General features: G+C 70.9%; 16 protein-coding genes. 12 read left to right on the top strand and 4 right to left on the bottom strand.

The annotated features are described in order from the left end of the window. Positions 1-391: 391 nt before the first annotated feature. Together V8J36_RS11575 and V8J36_RS11580 are read right to left on the bottom strand one after the other, a co-directional pair. Positions 392-1105: a hypothetical protein gene (locus tag V8J36_RS11575; RefSeq protein WP_336467432.1), complete on the bottom strand. Its 714-nt coding sequence runs from the start codon at positions 1103-1105 to the stop codon at positions 392-394. Between the two features lie 147 nt (positions 1106-1252). Then, entirely contained in the window at positions 1253-1882 is a 630-nt protein-coding gene (locus tag V8J36_RS11580) for a TetR family transcriptional regulator C-terminal domain-containing protein (RefSeq protein ID WP_336467433.1), read from the bottom strand. 216 nt (positions 1883-2098) lie between these two features. Between V8J36_RS11580 and V8J36_RS11585 the strand changes: the two genes are divergently transcribed. From V8J36_RS11585 to hydA, 3 genes are read left to right on the top strand one after another with little or no spacing between them, the layout of a single operon-like run. Further along, complete coding sequence (locus V8J36_RS11585) at positions 2099-3349, top strand: Zn-dependent hydrolase (protein WP_336467434.1); 1251 nt, start codon at positions 2099-2101, stop codon at positions 3347-3349. After that, positions 3346-3975 carry a LysE family translocator gene (locus V8J36_RS11590; protein WP_336467435.1) on the top strand — a complete coding sequence of 210 codons (630 nt, stop codon included), beginning with the start codon at positions 3346-3348 and terminating at the stop codon, positions 3973-3975. Before V8J36_RS11585 ends, V8J36_RS11590 begins: the two co-directional genes overlap by 4 nt. Before the next feature lie 20 nt (positions 3976-3995). Then, positions 3996-5447, top strand: a complete 1452-nt coding sequence (gene hydA, locus V8J36_RS11595) for a dihydropyrimidinase (RefSeq protein ID WP_336467436.1) — start codon at positions 3996-3998, stop codon at positions 5445-5447. A gap of 15 nt (positions 5448-5462) precedes the next feature. Here hydA and V8J36_RS11600 read toward each other — a convergent pair whose 3' ends face one another. Beyond that, the gene (locus V8J36_RS11600) at positions 5463-5858 is read right to left on the bottom strand and encodes a cupin domain-containing protein (protein WP_336467437.1); all 396 of its coding nucleotides are present in this window, start codon (positions 5856-5858) and stop codon (positions 5463-5465) included. Between the two features lie 91 nt (positions 5859-5949). On the opposite strand from V8J36_RS11600, the gene V8J36_RS11605 reads away from it, so the two are divergent. The 8 genes from V8J36_RS11605 to V8J36_RS11640 all read left to right on the top strand — a co-directional run bounded on the left by V8J36_RS11605 (position 5950) and on the right by V8J36_RS11640 (position 12217). Further along, complete coding sequence (locus V8J36_RS11605) at positions 5950-6648, top strand: SDR family oxidoreductase (protein ID WP_336467438.1); 699 nt, start codon at positions 5950-5952, stop codon at positions 6646-6648. Continuing rightward, positions 6648-7541 (top strand): dihydrodipicolinate synthase family protein, encoded by an 894-nt coding sequence (locus V8J36_RS11610; protein WP_336467439.1) that lies wholly within the window; start codon positions 6648-6650, stop codon positions 7539-7541. The genes V8J36_RS11605 and V8J36_RS11610 overlap by 1 nt, the downstream gene beginning before the upstream one ends. After that, positions 7538-8317 carry an ABC transporter ATP-binding protein gene (locus V8J36_RS11615; protein WP_336467440.1) on the top strand — a complete coding sequence of 260 codons (780 nt, stop codon included), beginning with the start codon at positions 7538-7540 and terminating at the stop codon, positions 8315-8317. The genes V8J36_RS11610 and V8J36_RS11615 overlap by 4 nt, the downstream gene beginning before the upstream one ends. 87 nt (positions 8318-8404) lie before the next feature. Next, a complete protein-coding gene (locus tag V8J36_RS11620) occupies positions 8405-9268 on the top strand; it encodes an ABC transporter permease (protein ID WP_336467441.1) in 864 nt (287 codons plus the stop codon). Continuing rightward, on the top strand, positions 9265-10116 hold the full coding sequence (locus tag V8J36_RS11625) for an ABC transporter permease (RefSeq protein WP_336467442.1): 852 nt from the start codon (positions 9265-9267) through the stop codon (positions 10114-10116). Before V8J36_RS11620 ends, V8J36_RS11625 begins: the two co-directional genes overlap by 4 nt. Positions 10117-10176: 60 nt before the next feature. Next, on the top strand, positions 10177-11160 hold the full coding sequence (locus tag V8J36_RS11630) for an ABC transporter substrate-binding protein (protein WP_336467443.1): 984 nt from the start codon (positions 10177-10179) through the stop codon (positions 11158-11160). 249 nt (positions 11161-11409) lie between these two features. Next, positions 11410-11763, top strand: coding sequence for a hypothetical protein (locus tag V8J36_RS11635; protein WP_336467444.1), 354 nt, complete (start codon positions 11410-11412; stop codon positions 11761-11763). A gap of 58 nt (positions 11764-11821) precedes the next feature. Next, a complete protein-coding gene (locus tag V8J36_RS11640; RefSeq protein WP_336467445.1) occupies positions 11822-12217 on the top strand; it encodes a hypothetical protein in 396 nt (131 codons plus the stop codon). 8 nt (positions 12218-12225) lie between these two features. On the opposite strand, the gene V8J36_RS11645 is transcribed toward V8J36_RS11640, so the two are convergent. Beyond that, entirely contained in the window at positions 12226-13395 is a 1170-nt protein-coding gene (locus tag V8J36_RS11645) for a mechanosensitive ion channel family protein (RefSeq protein WP_336467446.1), read from the bottom strand. A 238-nt stretch (positions 13396-13633) separates the two neighbouring features. Here V8J36_RS11645 and V8J36_RS11650 point away from each other — a divergent pair, with 238 nt between their 5' ends. Next, positions 13634-14917 (top strand): short-chain fatty acyl-CoA regulator family protein, encoded by a 1284-nt coding sequence (locus tag V8J36_RS11650; RefSeq protein ID WP_336467447.1) that lies wholly within the window; start codon positions 13634-13636, stop codon positions 14915-14917. Positions 14918-14935: the final 18 nt, after the last annotated feature.

Below are 14935 nucleotides of genomic sequence, written 5' to 3' on the forward strand. Positions count from 1 at the left end.
CGCGGCCGCGGCGCCGCGGCCGGGGCAAGCAGGGGATCGCTGGTCAGGTCGTCGGGCACGGGGCGGGTTCCTTGCAGGCGGAGGTCAAGGCTAGGCCAGCACCGGCCCGGATGCAACGCGCGGACGCGCACAGGCTGCTTCACTTGGGGGCGTCGCGAGGGGGCGTCGCGGGAGGGGACACGTGCGGAAGGACCGCCACGGGCGGTCGGTGCGGTTGGACCGGCGCGCGGAACCGGCTTGGAGGACCGACGGGCGGGAAAAGCACAACGAACAGGCGCGCGGGACCGACCCGAGGGCCCTGCACGAGGGACAGAAGGCGGGTCCGGCCGGGGACTGGCCTGAGGGAACCGAGCGGCCAAGGCGCACGGGGGATCCGCCTCGGGGCGGGCATTCAGCAGGGCGGCGGATCGGCCCTGCCGAGGCAGCGCAGCGCCAGCGCGCGCAGCCCCGCCGCGGCGGGCGCCCCGGGGATCACCACGCCGCCGAGGCCAAACGCCTCTTGCGGGTGCGACAGCACGCGGCTGGTCCCGTCCGGGCCTGTGATCTGCACCCCGCCCCGCGCGAGAACCCCGGTCGCGCGACCGGGCAGGATGGCGATGGCGCTGCCCCCGAGCAACGCCTGCACCGGCGGCGCGCAGAAGCCGCCGATCGCCACCCCCGCACCGGTTCCCAGCGGCACGGCGGCACGGTCGCCGATCACCGCCACCGCCTCGACGCCGTCCGGCAGGTGGCCCGCGGTCCAGCCGAAGGCGATCGGCGCCTCGGGCCGGCCCGAGCAGCCGAGCCCGATCGCCTCGCCATCCGCCTGCACGAAGAAGATGCCCGGCCCGAGCACCGGGTGCTGCAGCTGTCGCCAGCCCGGGGCGGTGGAGGGCTGCGCGACGGATGGCGGCTGCGCCACGGGCAGCGACCGCTGCGCAGGGGGCGCGGCGCCTGCGGAACCGTCGTCGCACCGCGCAGCGACGCAAGCGTGATAGGCCGGGTCCGAGGCGCCCGCGCTGTTCGCGAGACAGGCCCAGACACAGCGCTGCGTCTCCATCGGGTCGGCCTGCGCGATGGCCGCGCCCCCGGCGCCAAGCGCCGCAACCACAGCCACAGGGATCATCACCGCCAACCACATACCGCCCCCACCCGCACCGGACACCTGCCGCTCAGGCTGCCCCGCCCGACCGTCAGCGCGCAAGCTTCGCATGGCAGCCGCCCTCTCCGCCCCTGTTGCAGGACCGCTTGGCGGAGCGCCCCACGTCGCCGATCAGAGCCCCAGCCCCCGCAGGATCATCCCGCGCACGCTGTCCTTGGCGGCCTGCCAGTCGGCATCCGACAGCGGCCCGCCGTTCAGCACCTCGATCTGGTGGCCGAAATCGGCGTAGTGCTGGGTCGCGGCCCAGATCATCCACATCAGGTGGCGCGGGTCGACCGGAGCCATCCGGCCTTCCGCGATCCAGCGCCGGATCACCGCCTGCCGGTCCTCTGTCCAGCTGCGCAACGTGGTCTCGAGATAGTCCTGCACCACCGGTGCGCCGTGCATCACCTCGGCCGCCCAGACCTTCGAGCCTGAAGGATGACGGCGCGAGATTTCCATCTTGGCGTCGATATAGGCGCCGATCCCGGCCGCCGGCCCCTCGGCCGCGTCGAAATGTTCGGCCGCTTCCAGCCAGATCAAGAAGATCCGCTCGACCACCCGGCGATAGAGCGCCTCCTTCGTCGGGAAGTAGTAATGCAGGTTGGCCTTCGGCAGGCCCGCCATCTCGGCGATCAGCTGCATGGTCGCGCCGCCGAAGCCCGCCTCGGCGAAGACCGTCTCGGCCGCGGCGAGGATCTGCGCCTCGATCTCGCGCCGGTTGGCCTCGCGCCTGCCAAGGGGCGCCGCGCTGTCGTCCATGCCGTCCCGTCCCCCCTCAGAGCGCCCCCACCGGCAACCGACGCTGGCCACCGGAGCTGACCACCGCACCTGACCACAGACGCTGGCGACCGAAGCGGCTTGACCGCTGCGGTGCCGCGTGTAGCGTGAAACCTGACCATACGGTCAGATGAGGATTCGCCGCAAGGCCGACCCCGGCGCCAAGATCGGGGCAGACCTCGGCAGGGAGATTTGCACATGTCTGCACCCGGAGAGAACCTCCGCATCGATTCCGCGCGGCTGTGGGACAGCCTGATGGAGATGGCGAAGATCGGTCCCGGCGTCGCGGGCGGCAACAACCGCCAGACCCTGACCGACGAGGATGCCGCCGGCCGCGCGCTGTTCCAGACGTGGTGCGAGGCCGCGGGCATGACCATGGGCACCGACGCGATGGGCACGATGTTCGCCACCCGCCCGGGCGAGGACCCGGCGGCGCTGCCGGTCTACATGGGCAGCCATCTGGACACCCAGCCGACGGGCGGCAAGTACGACGGGGTGCTGGGGGTTCTTGGCGCGCTAGAGGTCGTGCGGACGATGAACGACCTTGGCATCCGCACCCGGCATCCGATCGTGGTGACGAACTGGGCCAACGAGGAAGGCGCGCGTTTCGCCCCCGCCATGCTGGCCTCGGGCGTCTTCGCGGGCGTGCACACGCTGGACTACGCCTATTCCCGCAAGGATCTGGAGGGCAAGACCTTCGGGGCCGAGCTGGAGCGGATCGGCTGGAAGGGCGCGGAAGAGGTCGGCGCGCGGAAGATGCACGCCTATTACGAGCTGCATATCGAGCAGGGCCCGATCCTCGAGGCCGAAAAGAAGGACATCGGCGTCGTCACCCATTGCCAGGGGCTGTGGTGGCTGGAGTTCACCCTGACCGGGCGCGCGGCGCACACCGGCTCGACCCCGATGGACATGCGGGTGAACGCGGGGCTGGCGATGGCGCGGATCCTCGAGCTGGTGCAGCGGGTGGCGATGGATGCGCAGCCGGGCGCGGTGGGCGGCGTGGGGCAGATGCAGTTCCAGCCCAATTCGCGCAACGTGATCCCCGGCACCGTGGTCTTCACCGTCGACATCCGCTCGCCCGATCAGGACAAGCTCGACCGGATGCGCGCGCAGGTCGAAGAGGGCGCGGCGGTGATCTGCCGCAACCTCGGCGTCGAGATGGCGGTGGAGCCGGTCGGGCATTTCGACCCGGTCACCTTCGACCCCACGCTGGTGGGCAATGTCCGCGCCGCGGCCGAGCGGCTGGGGCTGAGCCACATGGACATCATCTCGGGCGCCGGCCACGACGCCTGCTGGGCCGCGAAGGCGGCGCCGGCGACGATGATCATGTGCCCCTGCGTCGACGGCATCTCGCACAACGAGGCCGAGGAGATCAGCCCGGAGTGGGCGGCGGCGGGGACGGACGTGCTGTTCCACGCGGTGATCGAGACGGCGGGTATCGTCGAGTGACCCTGCACACGGTCCTGACCTTCGCGCTGATGGCGGCCCTGCTGATCGTGACGCCGGGGCCGAACAACCTGCTGATCGCGCGCACCGTGCCGACCTCGGGCCGCGCGGCGGGCTTTGCCAACATCGCGGGCTTCATCACCGCCTTCGTCCTGCACGGCACGCTGGTGGTCTTCGGCCTGTCGGTGATCCTGCTGGCCTCGGCCACCGCCTTCTTCGTGCTGAAGATGCTGGGCGCGGCCTATCTGGCCTGGGTCGGGCTGAAAGCGCTGGCCGAGGCGCTGCGCGGCACCCGCCCACAGGCCGTCGCCCCCGCGCGGCGGCGGCGCACGCTGGGGCGCGCCTATGCCGAGGGGCTGATGACCAACGCCCTGAACCCCAAGGTCTCGATGTTCTACATCGCGGCCCTGCCCCAGTTCCTGCCGCCCGAGGCGATGACGCCCGCAAATGTCTACGCGCTGGTCCTGGTGCATTCCGCGCTGAACGCCACCTGGTTCACGCTGCTGATCCTGCTCTTCGCGCGTCTGGGCAGCGCCTTTGCCGGCGGCCGGTTGACCCGCTGGGTCAAGGGCGCCACCGGCCTCGTCTTCCTGGGCTTCGGCGCCAAGCTCGCCACCCTCAAACCGTGATCCCGAAGGAGCCTTCGCCCATGAGCACCGTCATCAAGAACGGCACCGTCGTCACCGCAGACCTCACCTACAAGGCCGACGTGCTGATCGAGGCCGGGCAGATCATCGAGATCGGCCGCGACCTGAAGGGCGACGAGGTGCTCGACGCCACCGGCTGCTACGTCATGCCCGGCGGGATCGACCCGCACACCCATCTGGAAATGCCCTTCATGGGCACCTATTCCGCCGACGATTTCGACTCTGGCACCCGCGCGGCGCTGGCGGGCGGCACCACGATGGTCGTCGACTTCGCCCTGCCCGCCCCTGGTCAGGGCCTGCTCGACGCGCTGAAGATGTGGGACAACAAGGCCGGCCGCGCGCATTGCGACTACAGCTTCCACATGGCCGTCACCTGGTGGGGCGAGCAGGTCTTCGACGAGATGAAGGCCGTGACCGAGCGCGGCATCAACACCTTCAAGCATTTCATGGCCTACAAGGGCAGCCTGATGGTGAACGACGACGAGATGTTCGCCTCGTTCCGCCGCTGCGCCGAGCTGGGGGCGATCCCGCTGGTGCATGCCGAGAACGGCGACATCGTCGCCGAGATGTCGGCGAAGCTTCTGGCCGAGGGCAACACCGGCCCCGAGGGTCACGCCTATTCCCGCCCCTCGGTCGTCGAGGGCGAGGCGACGAACCGCGCGATCATGATCGCCGACATGGCGGGCGTGCCACTGTATATCGTGCATGTCAGCTGCGAGGAGAGCCACGAGGCGATCCGCCGCGCCCGCATGCTGGGCAAGCGGGTCTGGGGCGAGCCGCTGGTCCAGCACCTGACGCTGGACGAGGCCGAGTATTTCAACCCCGACTGGGACCATGCCGCCCGCCGGGTGATGTCGCCGCCCTTCCGCAACAAGCTGCATCAGGACAGCCTCTGGGCGGGTCTGGCGAGCGGGTCGCTGTCCTGCGTCGCGACCGACCACTGCGCCTTCACCACCGCGCAGAAACGCTATGGCGTGGGCGACTTCACCAAGATCCCGAACGGCACCGGCGGGCTCGAGGACCGGCTGCCTATGCTGTGGACGGCCGGCGTGCGCACCGGGCGGCTGACGATGAACGAGTTCGTCGCCGTGACCTCGACCAACATCGCCAAGATCCTGAACGTCTATCCGAAGAAGGGCGCGGTGCTGGTCGGCGCCGATGCCGATCTGGTGGTCTGGGACCCCGAGGCGAAAAAGACGATCTCGGCCGGCAGCCAGCAGTCGGCGATCGACTACAACGTCTTCGAGGGCAAGGAGGTGACGGGCCTGCCGCGCTTCACCCTGTCGCGCGGGCATGTCGCGGTGACCGAAGGCAAGATGTCCAGCCGCGAGGGCCACGGCAAGTTCGTCGCCCGCCCGCCGAAGGGCGCGGTCAGCCAGGCGCTCTCGGCCTGGAAACAGGTCACCGCCCCCCGCCCGGTCGCCCGCGCGGGCATCCCGGCCAGCGGGGTCTGAGCGCGCATGACGCGGTCAGGGCACCAGCATCTCAAGCTCGGGCAGCAGGATGACGCTTTCCTGCTCGTTCGGGTCGGTGCGGGCGATGACCGCCACCGCGGGCTCGGGCCCGGGATTCATCGGCAGATGCGGCATGTCGGCGGGGATGTAGAGCAATTCGCCCGCCGACACCTCCATCCGGTGCTCGAGCCGCTCGCCCCAGTACATCACCGTGGCGCCCGAGATCGCGTAGATCGCGGTTTCATGCGTCGCATGCTTGTGGGCCTTGGCGCGCCCGCCGGGCGGGATCGTCAACAGGTGCATGCAAAGCCCCTGCGCCCCCATGCGCTCGCGCGACACGCCCTCGAGATAGGTGAAGCCCTGCTTGCCGTCATAGCTCCCCGACGGCCGGATCTTCTGACATGATCGCATGGCATAGCCCTCCCCGGCGCTGCTGCACGGGCCCATCCTGCGCCCGAAGCCGCCGGGGCGGAACAGAAAAGACCGAAGGACGACCACGGACATGACGAAGGTTGCGCTGATCACCGCCGGGGGTTCCGGCATGGGCGCGGCCGCGGCGAGACGGCTCGCGGCGGACGGTTACGCGGTGGGGGTGCTGTCCTCCTCGGGCAAGGGCGAGGCGCTGGGGACCGAGCTTGGCGGCTTCGGCGTCACCGGCTCGAACCTAGATCCGCAGGCGCTGGCGGGGCTGGTCGAGGGCGCGATGAGCCGCTGGGGCCGGATCGATGTGCTGGTCAACTCGGCCGGCCACGGGCCGAAGGGCCCGGTGCTCGAGCTGACCGACGACGACTGGCATCGCGGCATGGAAACCTACCTGATGAACGTCATCCGCCCGGTGCGGCTGGTGGTGCCGCAGATGGTGGCGCAGGGCGCGGGCGCGATCGTCAACATCTCGACCGCCTGGGCCTTCGAGCCCTCGGCGATGTTCCCGACCTCGGGCGTGTTCCGCGCGGGGCTGGCGGCCTTCACCAAGCTGGTGACCGACCGCTATGCGAAGGACGGGGTGAGGATGAACAACATCCTGCCCGGCTGGATCGACTCGCTGCCCGAGACCGAGGAACGTCGCGCGCAGGTGCCGATGGGCCGCTACGGATCGGAAGACGAGATCGCGGCGACGGTCGCCTTCCTCGTGTCCGAGGGCGCAGGCTACATCGCCGGGCAGAACCTGCGCGTCGATGGCGGGCTGATGAGGTCGGTGTGATGTTCCACGGTCTTTCCGCCTTCCCCGTCACCCCCGCGGATGCCGCGGGCCATGTCATGACCGAGCGGCTGGGCCGGCTGGTTTCGCGCTGCTGCGAAGCCGGCGTGCAGTCGGTGGGCGTGCTGGGCTCGACCGGCAGCTATGTCTACCTCTCGGGCCCCGAACGCGCGCGGGCGCTGGCCGCGGCGGTCGAAGCCGCCGGCGCGGTGCCGGTCATCGCCGGCGTCGGCGCCCTGCGCACCACGGACGTGCTGGAAAACGCCCGCGCCGCGGAAGCCGCGGGGGCCGCGGGGCTGCTTCTGGCCCCGGTGTCCTACCTGCCGCTGACCGAGGCCGAGGTCGAAACGCTGGTGCGCGACCTTGCCGGGGCGACCGGGCTGCCGATCTGTGTGTACAACAACCCCGGCACCACGCATTTCACCGTGTCGGACGAGCTGCTGGCGCGGCTTGCGCAGATCCGGGGCGTGGTCGCCGTGAAGAACCCCGCCCCCGCGGGCGGCGATTTCGCGGGCCATCTCGCCCGGTTGCGCCCCGCCCTGCCCGAAGGCTTCGCGCTGGGCTATTCCGGCGACATGACCATCGCCGGTGCGCTCGTGGCCGGCTGCGACGCCTGGTACTCGGTGCTGGGCGGCACCTTCCCGGCCATCTGCGCCGAGATGTGGGCCGCGCGGGCCGAGCCTGAACGCCTGGCCGCGCTCGACCGCCGCCTGGCGCCGGTCTGGGCCGCCTTCCGCAAGCATACGAGCTTCCGCTGCGTCCATGCCGCGGTCGAGGAGCTGGGGCTTGGCCCCGCGGTGCCGCCGCGGCCGATCCTGCCGCTGGAGGGCGCCGCGCGGGTCGAGGCTCTGGAGGCCTTCGCCGCCGCCGGGCTGGCAGAGGGCAGCCCCGCATGAGCGCGGTGATCGAGGCCAAGCGGCTGGGCCTGACGTTCCACACCGCCGACGGGCCGGTGCATGCGCTGAAGGACGTGGACCTGACGATCGAACGCGGCGAGTTCGTCAGCTTCATCGGCCCCTCGGGCTGCGGCAAGACCACCTTCCTGCGCTGCGTGGCGGCGCTCGAGCACCCGACCGAGGGCACGCTGAGCGTCAACGGCCTGAGCGCCGACGAGGCCCGCCGGGCCCGCAGCTATGGCTACGTCTTCCAGGCCGCGGGGCTTTACCCGTGGCGGACCATCGCCGGAAATGTTCGCTTGCCTCTGGAAATCATGGGGTTCCCAAAGGCGGAACGGGCCGAACGGGTTCGAAAAGTGTTGGAGCTGGTCGAGCTGTCGGGCTTTGGCGGCAAGTTCCCCTGGCAGCTGTCGGGGGGGATGCAGCAGCGCGCCTCGATCGCGCGGGCGCTGGCCTTCGACGCGGACATCCTGCTGATGGACGAGCCCTTCGGTGCGCTGGACGAGATCGTCCGCGACCGGCTGAACGAGGAGCTTCTGAAGCTTTGGGCGCGGACCGGCAAGACCATCGGCTTCGTCACCCATTCGATCCCCGAGGCGGTGTATCTCTCGACGAAGATCGTGGTGATGTCGCCGCGGCCCGGGCGGATCACCGATGTGATCGAAAGCACCCTGCCGCGCGAGCGCCCGCTCGAGATCCGCGACAGCCCGGAGTTCATCGCGATCGCGCACCGGGTGCGCGAGGGGCTGCGGGCGGGGCATGGCGATGCGGTCTGAGCCTGAGGAATGCGGGCCGAAGAGAGGGGGGCTGTCTGCCCCCCTCGCCCCCCGAGGATATTTGGACCAGTGCGAAAGGGGGAAGACATGCGCCATGTGATCCCCGTTCTGGTCGTCGTGGCGGCGCTCCTGACGGTCTGGTATGCGGGGGCGGTCTGGATGAACAGCGCCTGGACGCTGGACCAGGCGGCGCGCGAGGGGCGCGAGCTGACCGTCATCGACATCGTCAACGACACGATGATGCAGGAGCGACCGAAGCTGCCGGCACCGCACCAGGTGGGCACGGAGCTGTGGAAGACCGTGGTCGGGACCCGGGTGAGCTCTAAGCGCAGCCTCGTGTGGCATGGCTGGATCACGCTGTCGGCCACCGCGGTGGGCTTCGCGATCGGCACCGGCGCCGGGATGGCGCTGGCGGCGGGGATCGTGCATTCGCGGGCGATGGATCTGTCGGTGATGCCCTGGGCCGTCGCCAGCCAGACGATCCCGATCCTGGCCATCGCGCCGATGGTGATCGTGGTGCTGGCCTCGGTCGGGGTCACCGGGCTGCTGCCCAAGGCGGTGATCGCGGGCTGGCTGTCGTTCTTCCCGGTCGTCGTCGGCATGGTGAAGGGGCTGCGCGCCCCCGACCCGATACAGATGGACCAGATGAAAACCTGGAACGCCAGCCGGGCGCAGGTGTTCTGGAAGCTCAGGCTGCCGGCCTCGATGCCCTATCTCTTCGCCTCGCTGAAAGTCTCGGTCGCGGCGGCGCTGGTGGGCACGATCGTGGGCGAGCTGCCGGCGGGGGCGACCTCTGGCCTGGGGGCGCGGTTGCTGTCGGGCAGCTATTACGGGCAGACCGTGCAGATCTGGGCCGCGCTCTTTGCCGCGGCGATCCTGGCCGCGGCGCTGGTCGCCATCGTGGCGCTGATCGAGCGGATCGTGCTGGGCCGGATGGGGATGGCGCGATGATCTGGCTTCTTGCCGCGCTGATCTTCTGGGCAGGCGCCACCTGGGCCGCGGTGCGGCTGGCGAACGGACCGGCCGCGGCGACGAAGGCCGGGCGGCTGGCGGTCGCGGCGCTGTTCGGCGCGGTGATCCTTGTCCTGTGGGAGGGGATCGTGCGCGGGCTGGCCGTCAGCCCGGTGATCCTGCCGCCGCCCTCGGCCATCGCGCTGCGTTTCGCCGGGGCGCTGCCGACCCTTTGGGGCGATTTCGTGCAGACGATCCTGAAGGGCGCGCTTTCGGGCTGGGCGATCGGCTGCACGGCCGCGGTGCTGACCGCCATCGCCATCGACCGTTCGGACTTCCTCAAGCGCGGGCTCCTGCCGGTGGGCAACTTCATGGCCGCCCTTCCCATCGTCGGCATCGCGCCGATCCTGGTGATGTGGTTCGGCTTCGACTGGCAGTCGAAGGCCGCGGTCGTCGTGGTGATGGTGTTCTTCCCGGTGCTGGTGAACATGGTCGCGGGCCTTGCCGCCACCGACCGCATGCAACGTGACCTGATGGCCACCTACTCCGCCAGCTACGCGCAGGCGCTGTGGACCCTGCGCCTGCCCGCCGCTTTGCCCTTCCTGTTCAACGGCTTGAAGATCGCCTCGACGCTGGCGCTGATCGGCGCGATCGTGGCCGAGTTCTTCGGCTCGCCCACCCGCGGCATGGGCTTCCGGATCTCGACCGAGGTCGGGCGGCTGGGTCTCGACATGGTCTGGGCCGAGATCTGGGTCGCGGCCCTTGCCGGCTCTGGCTTCTACGGACTTCTGGCGCTGGTCGAGCGCCGGCTCACCTTCTGGCATCCCGCGCAGAGGGCGCGGGGCTAGGATCACCCGGGCCGACCGGAGGCACATCCGGCGGCCCTTCCAACGGAGAGGACGACACGGATGAAACGACTGATCCCCGCCATGCTCGCGGCCACGGCGCTGGCCGGCCCTGCGCTGGCTGCCGACACGGTGACGCTGCAGCTGAAATGGGTCACCCAGGCGCAGTTCGCGGGCTATTACGTGGCCGAAGAGCAGGGCTTCTATGACGAGGAAGGCCTCGACGTCACCATCAAGCCGGGCGGGCCGGACATCGGGCCCAGCCAGGTGCTGGCCGGCGGCGGCGCCGACGTGATCATCGACTGGATGCCCTCGGCCCTTGCCGCGCGCGAGAAGGGGCTGGCGCTGGTCAACATCGCCCAGCCCTTCAAGTCGTCGGGCATGATGCTGACCTGCCTGAAGGAATCGGGTGTCGCCTCGCCCGCCGATTTCAAGGGCAAGACGCTGGGCGTCTGGTTCTACGGCAACGAATACCCGTTCCTCAGCTGGATGGCGACGCTGGGCATCCCGACCACCGGCGGCGCCGACGGGGTCGAGGTGCTGAAGCAGGGCTTCAACGTCGATCCGCTGCTGCAGAAGCAGGCGGCCTGCATCTCGACCATGACCTACAACGAGTACTGGCAGGTGATCGACGCCGGCATCAAGCCCGAGGACCTCGTGACCTTCAAATACGAGGACGAGGGCGTGGCGACGCTGGAAGACGGGCTTTACGTCATGGAGGACAAGCTGAAGGACCCGGCCTTCAAGGAAAAGATGGTCAAGTTCGTCCGCGCCTCGATGAAGGGCTGGAAATGGGCCGAGGAACATCCCGACGACGCGGCGATGATCGTCTTGGACAATGACGAAACCGGCGCCCAGACCGAGAAGCACCAGAAGCGGATGATGGGCGAGGTCGCGAAGCTGACCGCCGGGTCGAACGGCGCGCTGGACCCGGCCGATTACGAGCGGACGGTGAAGATCCTGCTGGGCGGCGGCTCGGACCCGGTGATTTCGAAGGAACCCTCGGGCGCCTATACGCTCGACATCACCGATGCCGCGCTGAAGTGACGGCAACGGGCTGACGACAGGAAGGCGGCCCGGCCCGGGCCGCCTTTGCTTGGGACGCGCCCCCCGAGGCCGGTTCGGGGGCCGCCGACCGGGGGTTCTGGTCGCGGCCAGCGTCGCGCCGTGAAACCTTCCGACCGGATTGACGGCAGCCGCCGCGGGCCGTCGGTGGCGCCGCAGGCAGCCGGCGGGGAGCCTCGGGCGCGCACTACTGCGCTGGACGCCGCGCGCGGGACCTGCGAAATTGCCGCGATGGTTTCCGCCCTGCGCCTGCATCTGACGCTCTACCTCCGCCGGCTTCTGGCCGCCGCGGCGCTGGTCGGGCTCGGGCTCGCGGCCCCTCAGGCGCCGAACGCGGCACAGGACGGCCCGGAAAAGCTCGACCGGCCGGTGATGGTCGCGCTGGCCGCGCCGGTGCGCGCGGCGGCGCTGAAGGCCGAGCCCCTTGGCGGCGCGCAGCCGAAATCGGTCCTGCCCCCGTCGCCCGGTGGCCCGCGTCCCCCGCTGCGCGAGGCCACGGCGACGCCTGCCGCGCCCCCCGCGCCATCCCGACCGCGCCCTGCGACCGCGCCGGGCCTGGCCCGCGCGCCCCCGACCCTCTCCTGACGATCCCCGCCGCCGTGCATCCCGCACGCGCGGCCAACCAGATCCACGGAGACATCCCATGGCGTTCCAACCCACGGCCCTAGCGGGGCTGTTCCCGGTGCTTGCCGCCGGCTCGCTGATCCTGCGCGGCCTGAGCCGCCGCCGCGCGAAGACGACGGCGCGTCGCGCCGAGCGGCCCGCGCAGGGCAATCTTGCCACCCTGATCCAGATGCCGAAGGACGTGCCGCCGCCGCCACGGCGTGCCGTCCGCCCGCAGTCCGGGGCCGACGCGCGGCCCTGCCCCGCCTGCGGCAACACGCTGGAGGCGGACGAGGCGCTGTGCCTGCCCTGCCGCCGCAAGGCGCCGATCGTCGTCGAGGAGGAGCGCCATTCGCGGCGCGAGACCGCGGTGCACTGGCTGGTCTTCGCCGGCGGCGTCGCGGCGATCGGCGCGCTGGGCTGGCTGATCGCCTGAGCGGCCGCTCAGTCCCCGTGCCCGTTCGAGACGGGCTCGGGGATCGCGAGGCCGTTCGCGGCCAGCGCGCTGCGGGCCGAGATCGCGGCGATTTCCTCGCGGGTGCGGGGCAGCGCGTGCGGCATCTCTTTCTGGATGAACGAGATCAGCTTCTCGCGCATCTCGCAGCGCAAGTCGAAGGTCTGCGCGGCGTTGCGGGCCGAGGCCAGCACCCGCACCTCCATCGTGCGCTCCTTGAAGTCGGTGACCTGCAGGGCATAGACCTTGCCGTTCCAGAGCTTCGAGGATTGCGCGATCTCCTGCCCCTTCTCGCGGATCCGCTCGACCGGCGCGGAATGGTCGAGGTAGAGCATGACCATGCCGATCAGCTCCGAGCTGTCGCGCGTCCAGTTCTGGAACGGCTGCTCGATGAAGTAGCTCAGCGGGATGATCAGCCGGCGCCAGTCCCAGACCTTGACCACGACATAGGTCGAGGTGATCTCTTCGACATTTCCCCATTCGCCCTCGACGATCAGCGCGTCGTCGATGCGGATCGGCTGGGTGATCGCCAGCTGGATGCCCGCGAAGAGGTTCTTCAGCACCGGCTGCAGCGCCAAGCCGACGACGATGCCCGCTGCGCCCGCCGAGGCCAGCAGCGAGACGCCGTATTGGCGCACCGGCTCGAAGGTCATAAGCACGGCGGCAGTGCCGATGATGATGATCAGGATATGGGCGACCCGCATCAGGATTTTCGACTGGGTGATGTGCTTGCGCGCCAGCCAGTTGTCTTCGCTGTCGAGGCTGAAGCGGCGCAGGTGGATCGTCGTCCAGATGTAGAGCGCGGTCTGACAGATCCAGGCGATGCAGATGATGAAGCCGATGCCGATCAGGCGCTGGAGGATCGCTTCCGGGCGCTCGCCGAGCGGGGCCAGCGCCGAGGTCGCGAAGCTGAGCGCCATCAGCACGAACATCATCCGGAACGGCATCACCCCCCGCCCGACGAGCGAGCGCCAGAACAGGTCGCGCCCAGCGACGGCCCGGGTCAGGATGCGGTTGAAGATCCGCCAGATCAGCCCCCCCGCCAGCGCCGCGGCCAGCAGGATCAGGACCGAGGCCGCCCAGTCGGGCATCCAGCCGGTCAGGCGGTCGGCGACCTGCTGCACCTCTTCGGTGATGATTTCGTCCAGCGGCTGGTCCATGCGGGCTCCGTCGTCGTGGCGTCAGGGCTCAGGATAGGGCGCGGGGCACGGGTGTCACCCGGGTGCAGCGTAAAAATGCCGCGATGCGGCGGCGGGGATCGGGGCGCCGAAGCAGGGGTCGGGGGGCCAGCGTGGCCCCCGCCCCCTGCTTCGGCGCCCCCCCGGCCCGGGCGCGGCTGCCCATTGTCTGTGCCCGGCAACGCTGTCAGGCTTGCCCCCGGAAGAGATCGAGGACCCGATGCCCCGTGCCGCCCTGACCGGAACCCGCATCCGCGAGCGCCGCGCGCAGCTTGGGCTGAAGCAGGCCGAGCTGGCGCGCACGGTCGAGGTCTCGGCCGCCTATCTGAACCTGATCGAGCACAACCGCCGCCGCGTGTCGGAACCGCTGCTGCTGCGGCTGGCCGAGGCGCTGGCGACCGAGCCCGCGGTGCTGGCCGAGGGCGCCGAGACCCGGCTGCACGACGCGCTGCGGCTGGCCGCGGCGGCCGAGCGCAGCGATCCCGGCGCCACCCCGCCGCCGCCCGAACTGGACCGGATCGAGGAATTCGCCGGGCGCTACCCGGGCTGGGCCTCGCTTCTGGCCGAGCGGCAGGAGCGGATCGGCGCGCTGGAACGGGTCGTCGATGCGCTGTCGCAGCGGCTGGCGCATGATCCGCGGCTGTCGGACAGCCTGCACGACGTGCTGTCCGCCGTGACCTCGGTGCGCTCGACCGCGGCGATCCTGGCCGAGACCGAGGACATCGACCCCGCGTGGCGGGCGCGCTTCCACGCCAACCTGCACGATGACGGCGAGCGGCTGGCCCATGCCGCCGAGGCGCTGGTCGCCTATCTGGACGCGGGCAGCGGGGAAGAGACGGTGCTGCGCTCGCCCCAGGAAGAGCTCGAGGCCTGGATCGGGCGCGGTCACTGGCGCCCCGAGGCCCTGGACGAGCCGGTCCGCGATGCGCCCGAGCTGACCAGCCCCGAGGCGCGCGACCTTGCCCAGGCGTGGCTCGACCGCGCCCGGGCCGAGGCGGCGGCGCTGCCCGAAGGGCCGTTCCGCGCGGCGCTGGCGGCGCTGGGCCCCGATCCCGGCCGCCTGGCCGAGCGGTTCGGCGCGCCGGTGCTGGCGGTGTTCCGCAGGCTGGCGGCGCTGGCCGATCCGGCACCGGGGCTGGTGATCTGCGACGGCTCGGGCACCGCGACGCTGCGCCGGCCGGTCGAGGGCTTCACCCTGCCCCGCTTCGGCGCGGCCTGCCCGCTCTGGCCGCTCTATCTGGCGTTGGGACGGCCGGGCGTGCCGCTGCGCGCCACCGTCGCGATGGCCGGACGCACGCCCGCCCGCTTTCTTGCCTTCGCGCTCTGCGAGACGCGCTGGCCCGGCGGCTTCGACGGCCCCCCCGTCACCGAGGCGGGGATGGTGCTGTTCCCGATCGAGGGCGAGGAGGCGCCGGGCGACCTTGCCGTCGGCTCGACCTGCCGGGTCTGCCCGCGCCCCGCCTGCCCCGCCCGGCGCGAACCCTCGCTGCTGGCGGCGGGTTGAGCCCGGCCGCGGGCTCTG

It is taken from the genome of Frigidibacter sp. MR17.14, from assembly GCF_037095735.1.
In the GTDB taxonomy this organism is placed as follows: Bacteria; Pseudomonadota; Alphaproteobacteria; order Rhodobacterales; family Rhodobacteraceae; genus Frigidibacter.

Excerpts from the sequence above, each read along its gene's own strand:
- V8J36_RS11575 (WP_336467432.1), bottom strand. The coding sequence starts at position 1,105 with ATGATCCCTGTGGCTGTGGTTGCGGCGCTTGGCGCCGGGGGCGCGGCC.
- V8J36_RS11580 (WP_336467433.1), bottom strand. The coding sequence starts at position 1,882 with ATGGACGACAGCGCGGCGCCCCTTGGCAGGCGCGAGGCCAACCGGCGC.
- V8J36_RS11585 (WP_336467434.1), top strand. The coding sequence starts at position 2,099 with ATGTCTGCACCCGGAGAGAACCTCCGCATCGATTCCGCGCGGCTGTGG.
- hydA (WP_336467436.1), top strand. The coding sequence starts at position 3,996 with ATGAGCACCGTCATCAAGAACGGCACCGTCGTCACCGCAGACCTCACC.
- V8J36_RS11600 (WP_336467437.1), bottom strand. The coding sequence starts at position 5,858 with ATGCGATCATGTCAGAAGATCCGGCCGTCGGGGAGCTATGACGGCAAG.
- V8J36_RS11605 (WP_336467438.1), top strand. The coding sequence starts at position 5,950 with ATGACGAAGGTTGCGCTGATCACCGCCGGGGGTTCCGGCATGGGCGCG.
- V8J36_RS11610 (WP_336467439.1), top strand. The coding sequence starts at position 6,648 with ATGTTCCACGGTCTTTCCGCCTTCCCCGTCACCCCCGCGGATGCCGCG.
- V8J36_RS11615 (WP_336467440.1), top strand. The coding sequence starts at position 7,538 with ATGAGCGCGGTGATCGAGGCCAAGCGGCTGGGCCTGACGTTCCACACC.
- V8J36_RS11620 (WP_336467441.1), top strand. The coding sequence starts at position 8,405 with ATGCGCCATGTGATCCCCGTTCTGGTCGTCGTGGCGGCGCTCCTGACG.
- V8J36_RS11625 (WP_336467442.1), top strand. The coding sequence starts at position 9,265 with ATGATCTGGCTTCTTGCCGCGCTGATCTTCTGGGCAGGCGCCACCTGG.
- V8J36_RS11630 (WP_336467443.1), top strand. The coding sequence starts at position 10,177 with ATGAAACGACTGATCCCCGCCATGCTCGCGGCCACGGCGCTGGCCGGC.
- V8J36_RS11635 (WP_336467444.1), top strand. The coding sequence starts at position 11,410 with ATGGTTTCCGCCCTGCGCCTGCATCTGACGCTCTACCTCCGCCGGCTT.
- V8J36_RS11640 (WP_336467445.1), top strand. The coding sequence starts at position 11,822 with ATGGCGTTCCAACCCACGGCCCTAGCGGGGCTGTTCCCGGTGCTTGCC.
- V8J36_RS11645 (WP_336467446.1), bottom strand. The coding sequence starts at position 13,395 with ATGGACCAGCCGCTGGACGAAATCATCACCGAAGAGGTGCAGCAGGTC.
- V8J36_RS11650 (WP_336467447.1), top strand. The coding sequence starts at position 13,634 with ATGCCCCGTGCCGCCCTGACCGGAACCCGCATCCGCGAGCGCCGCGCG.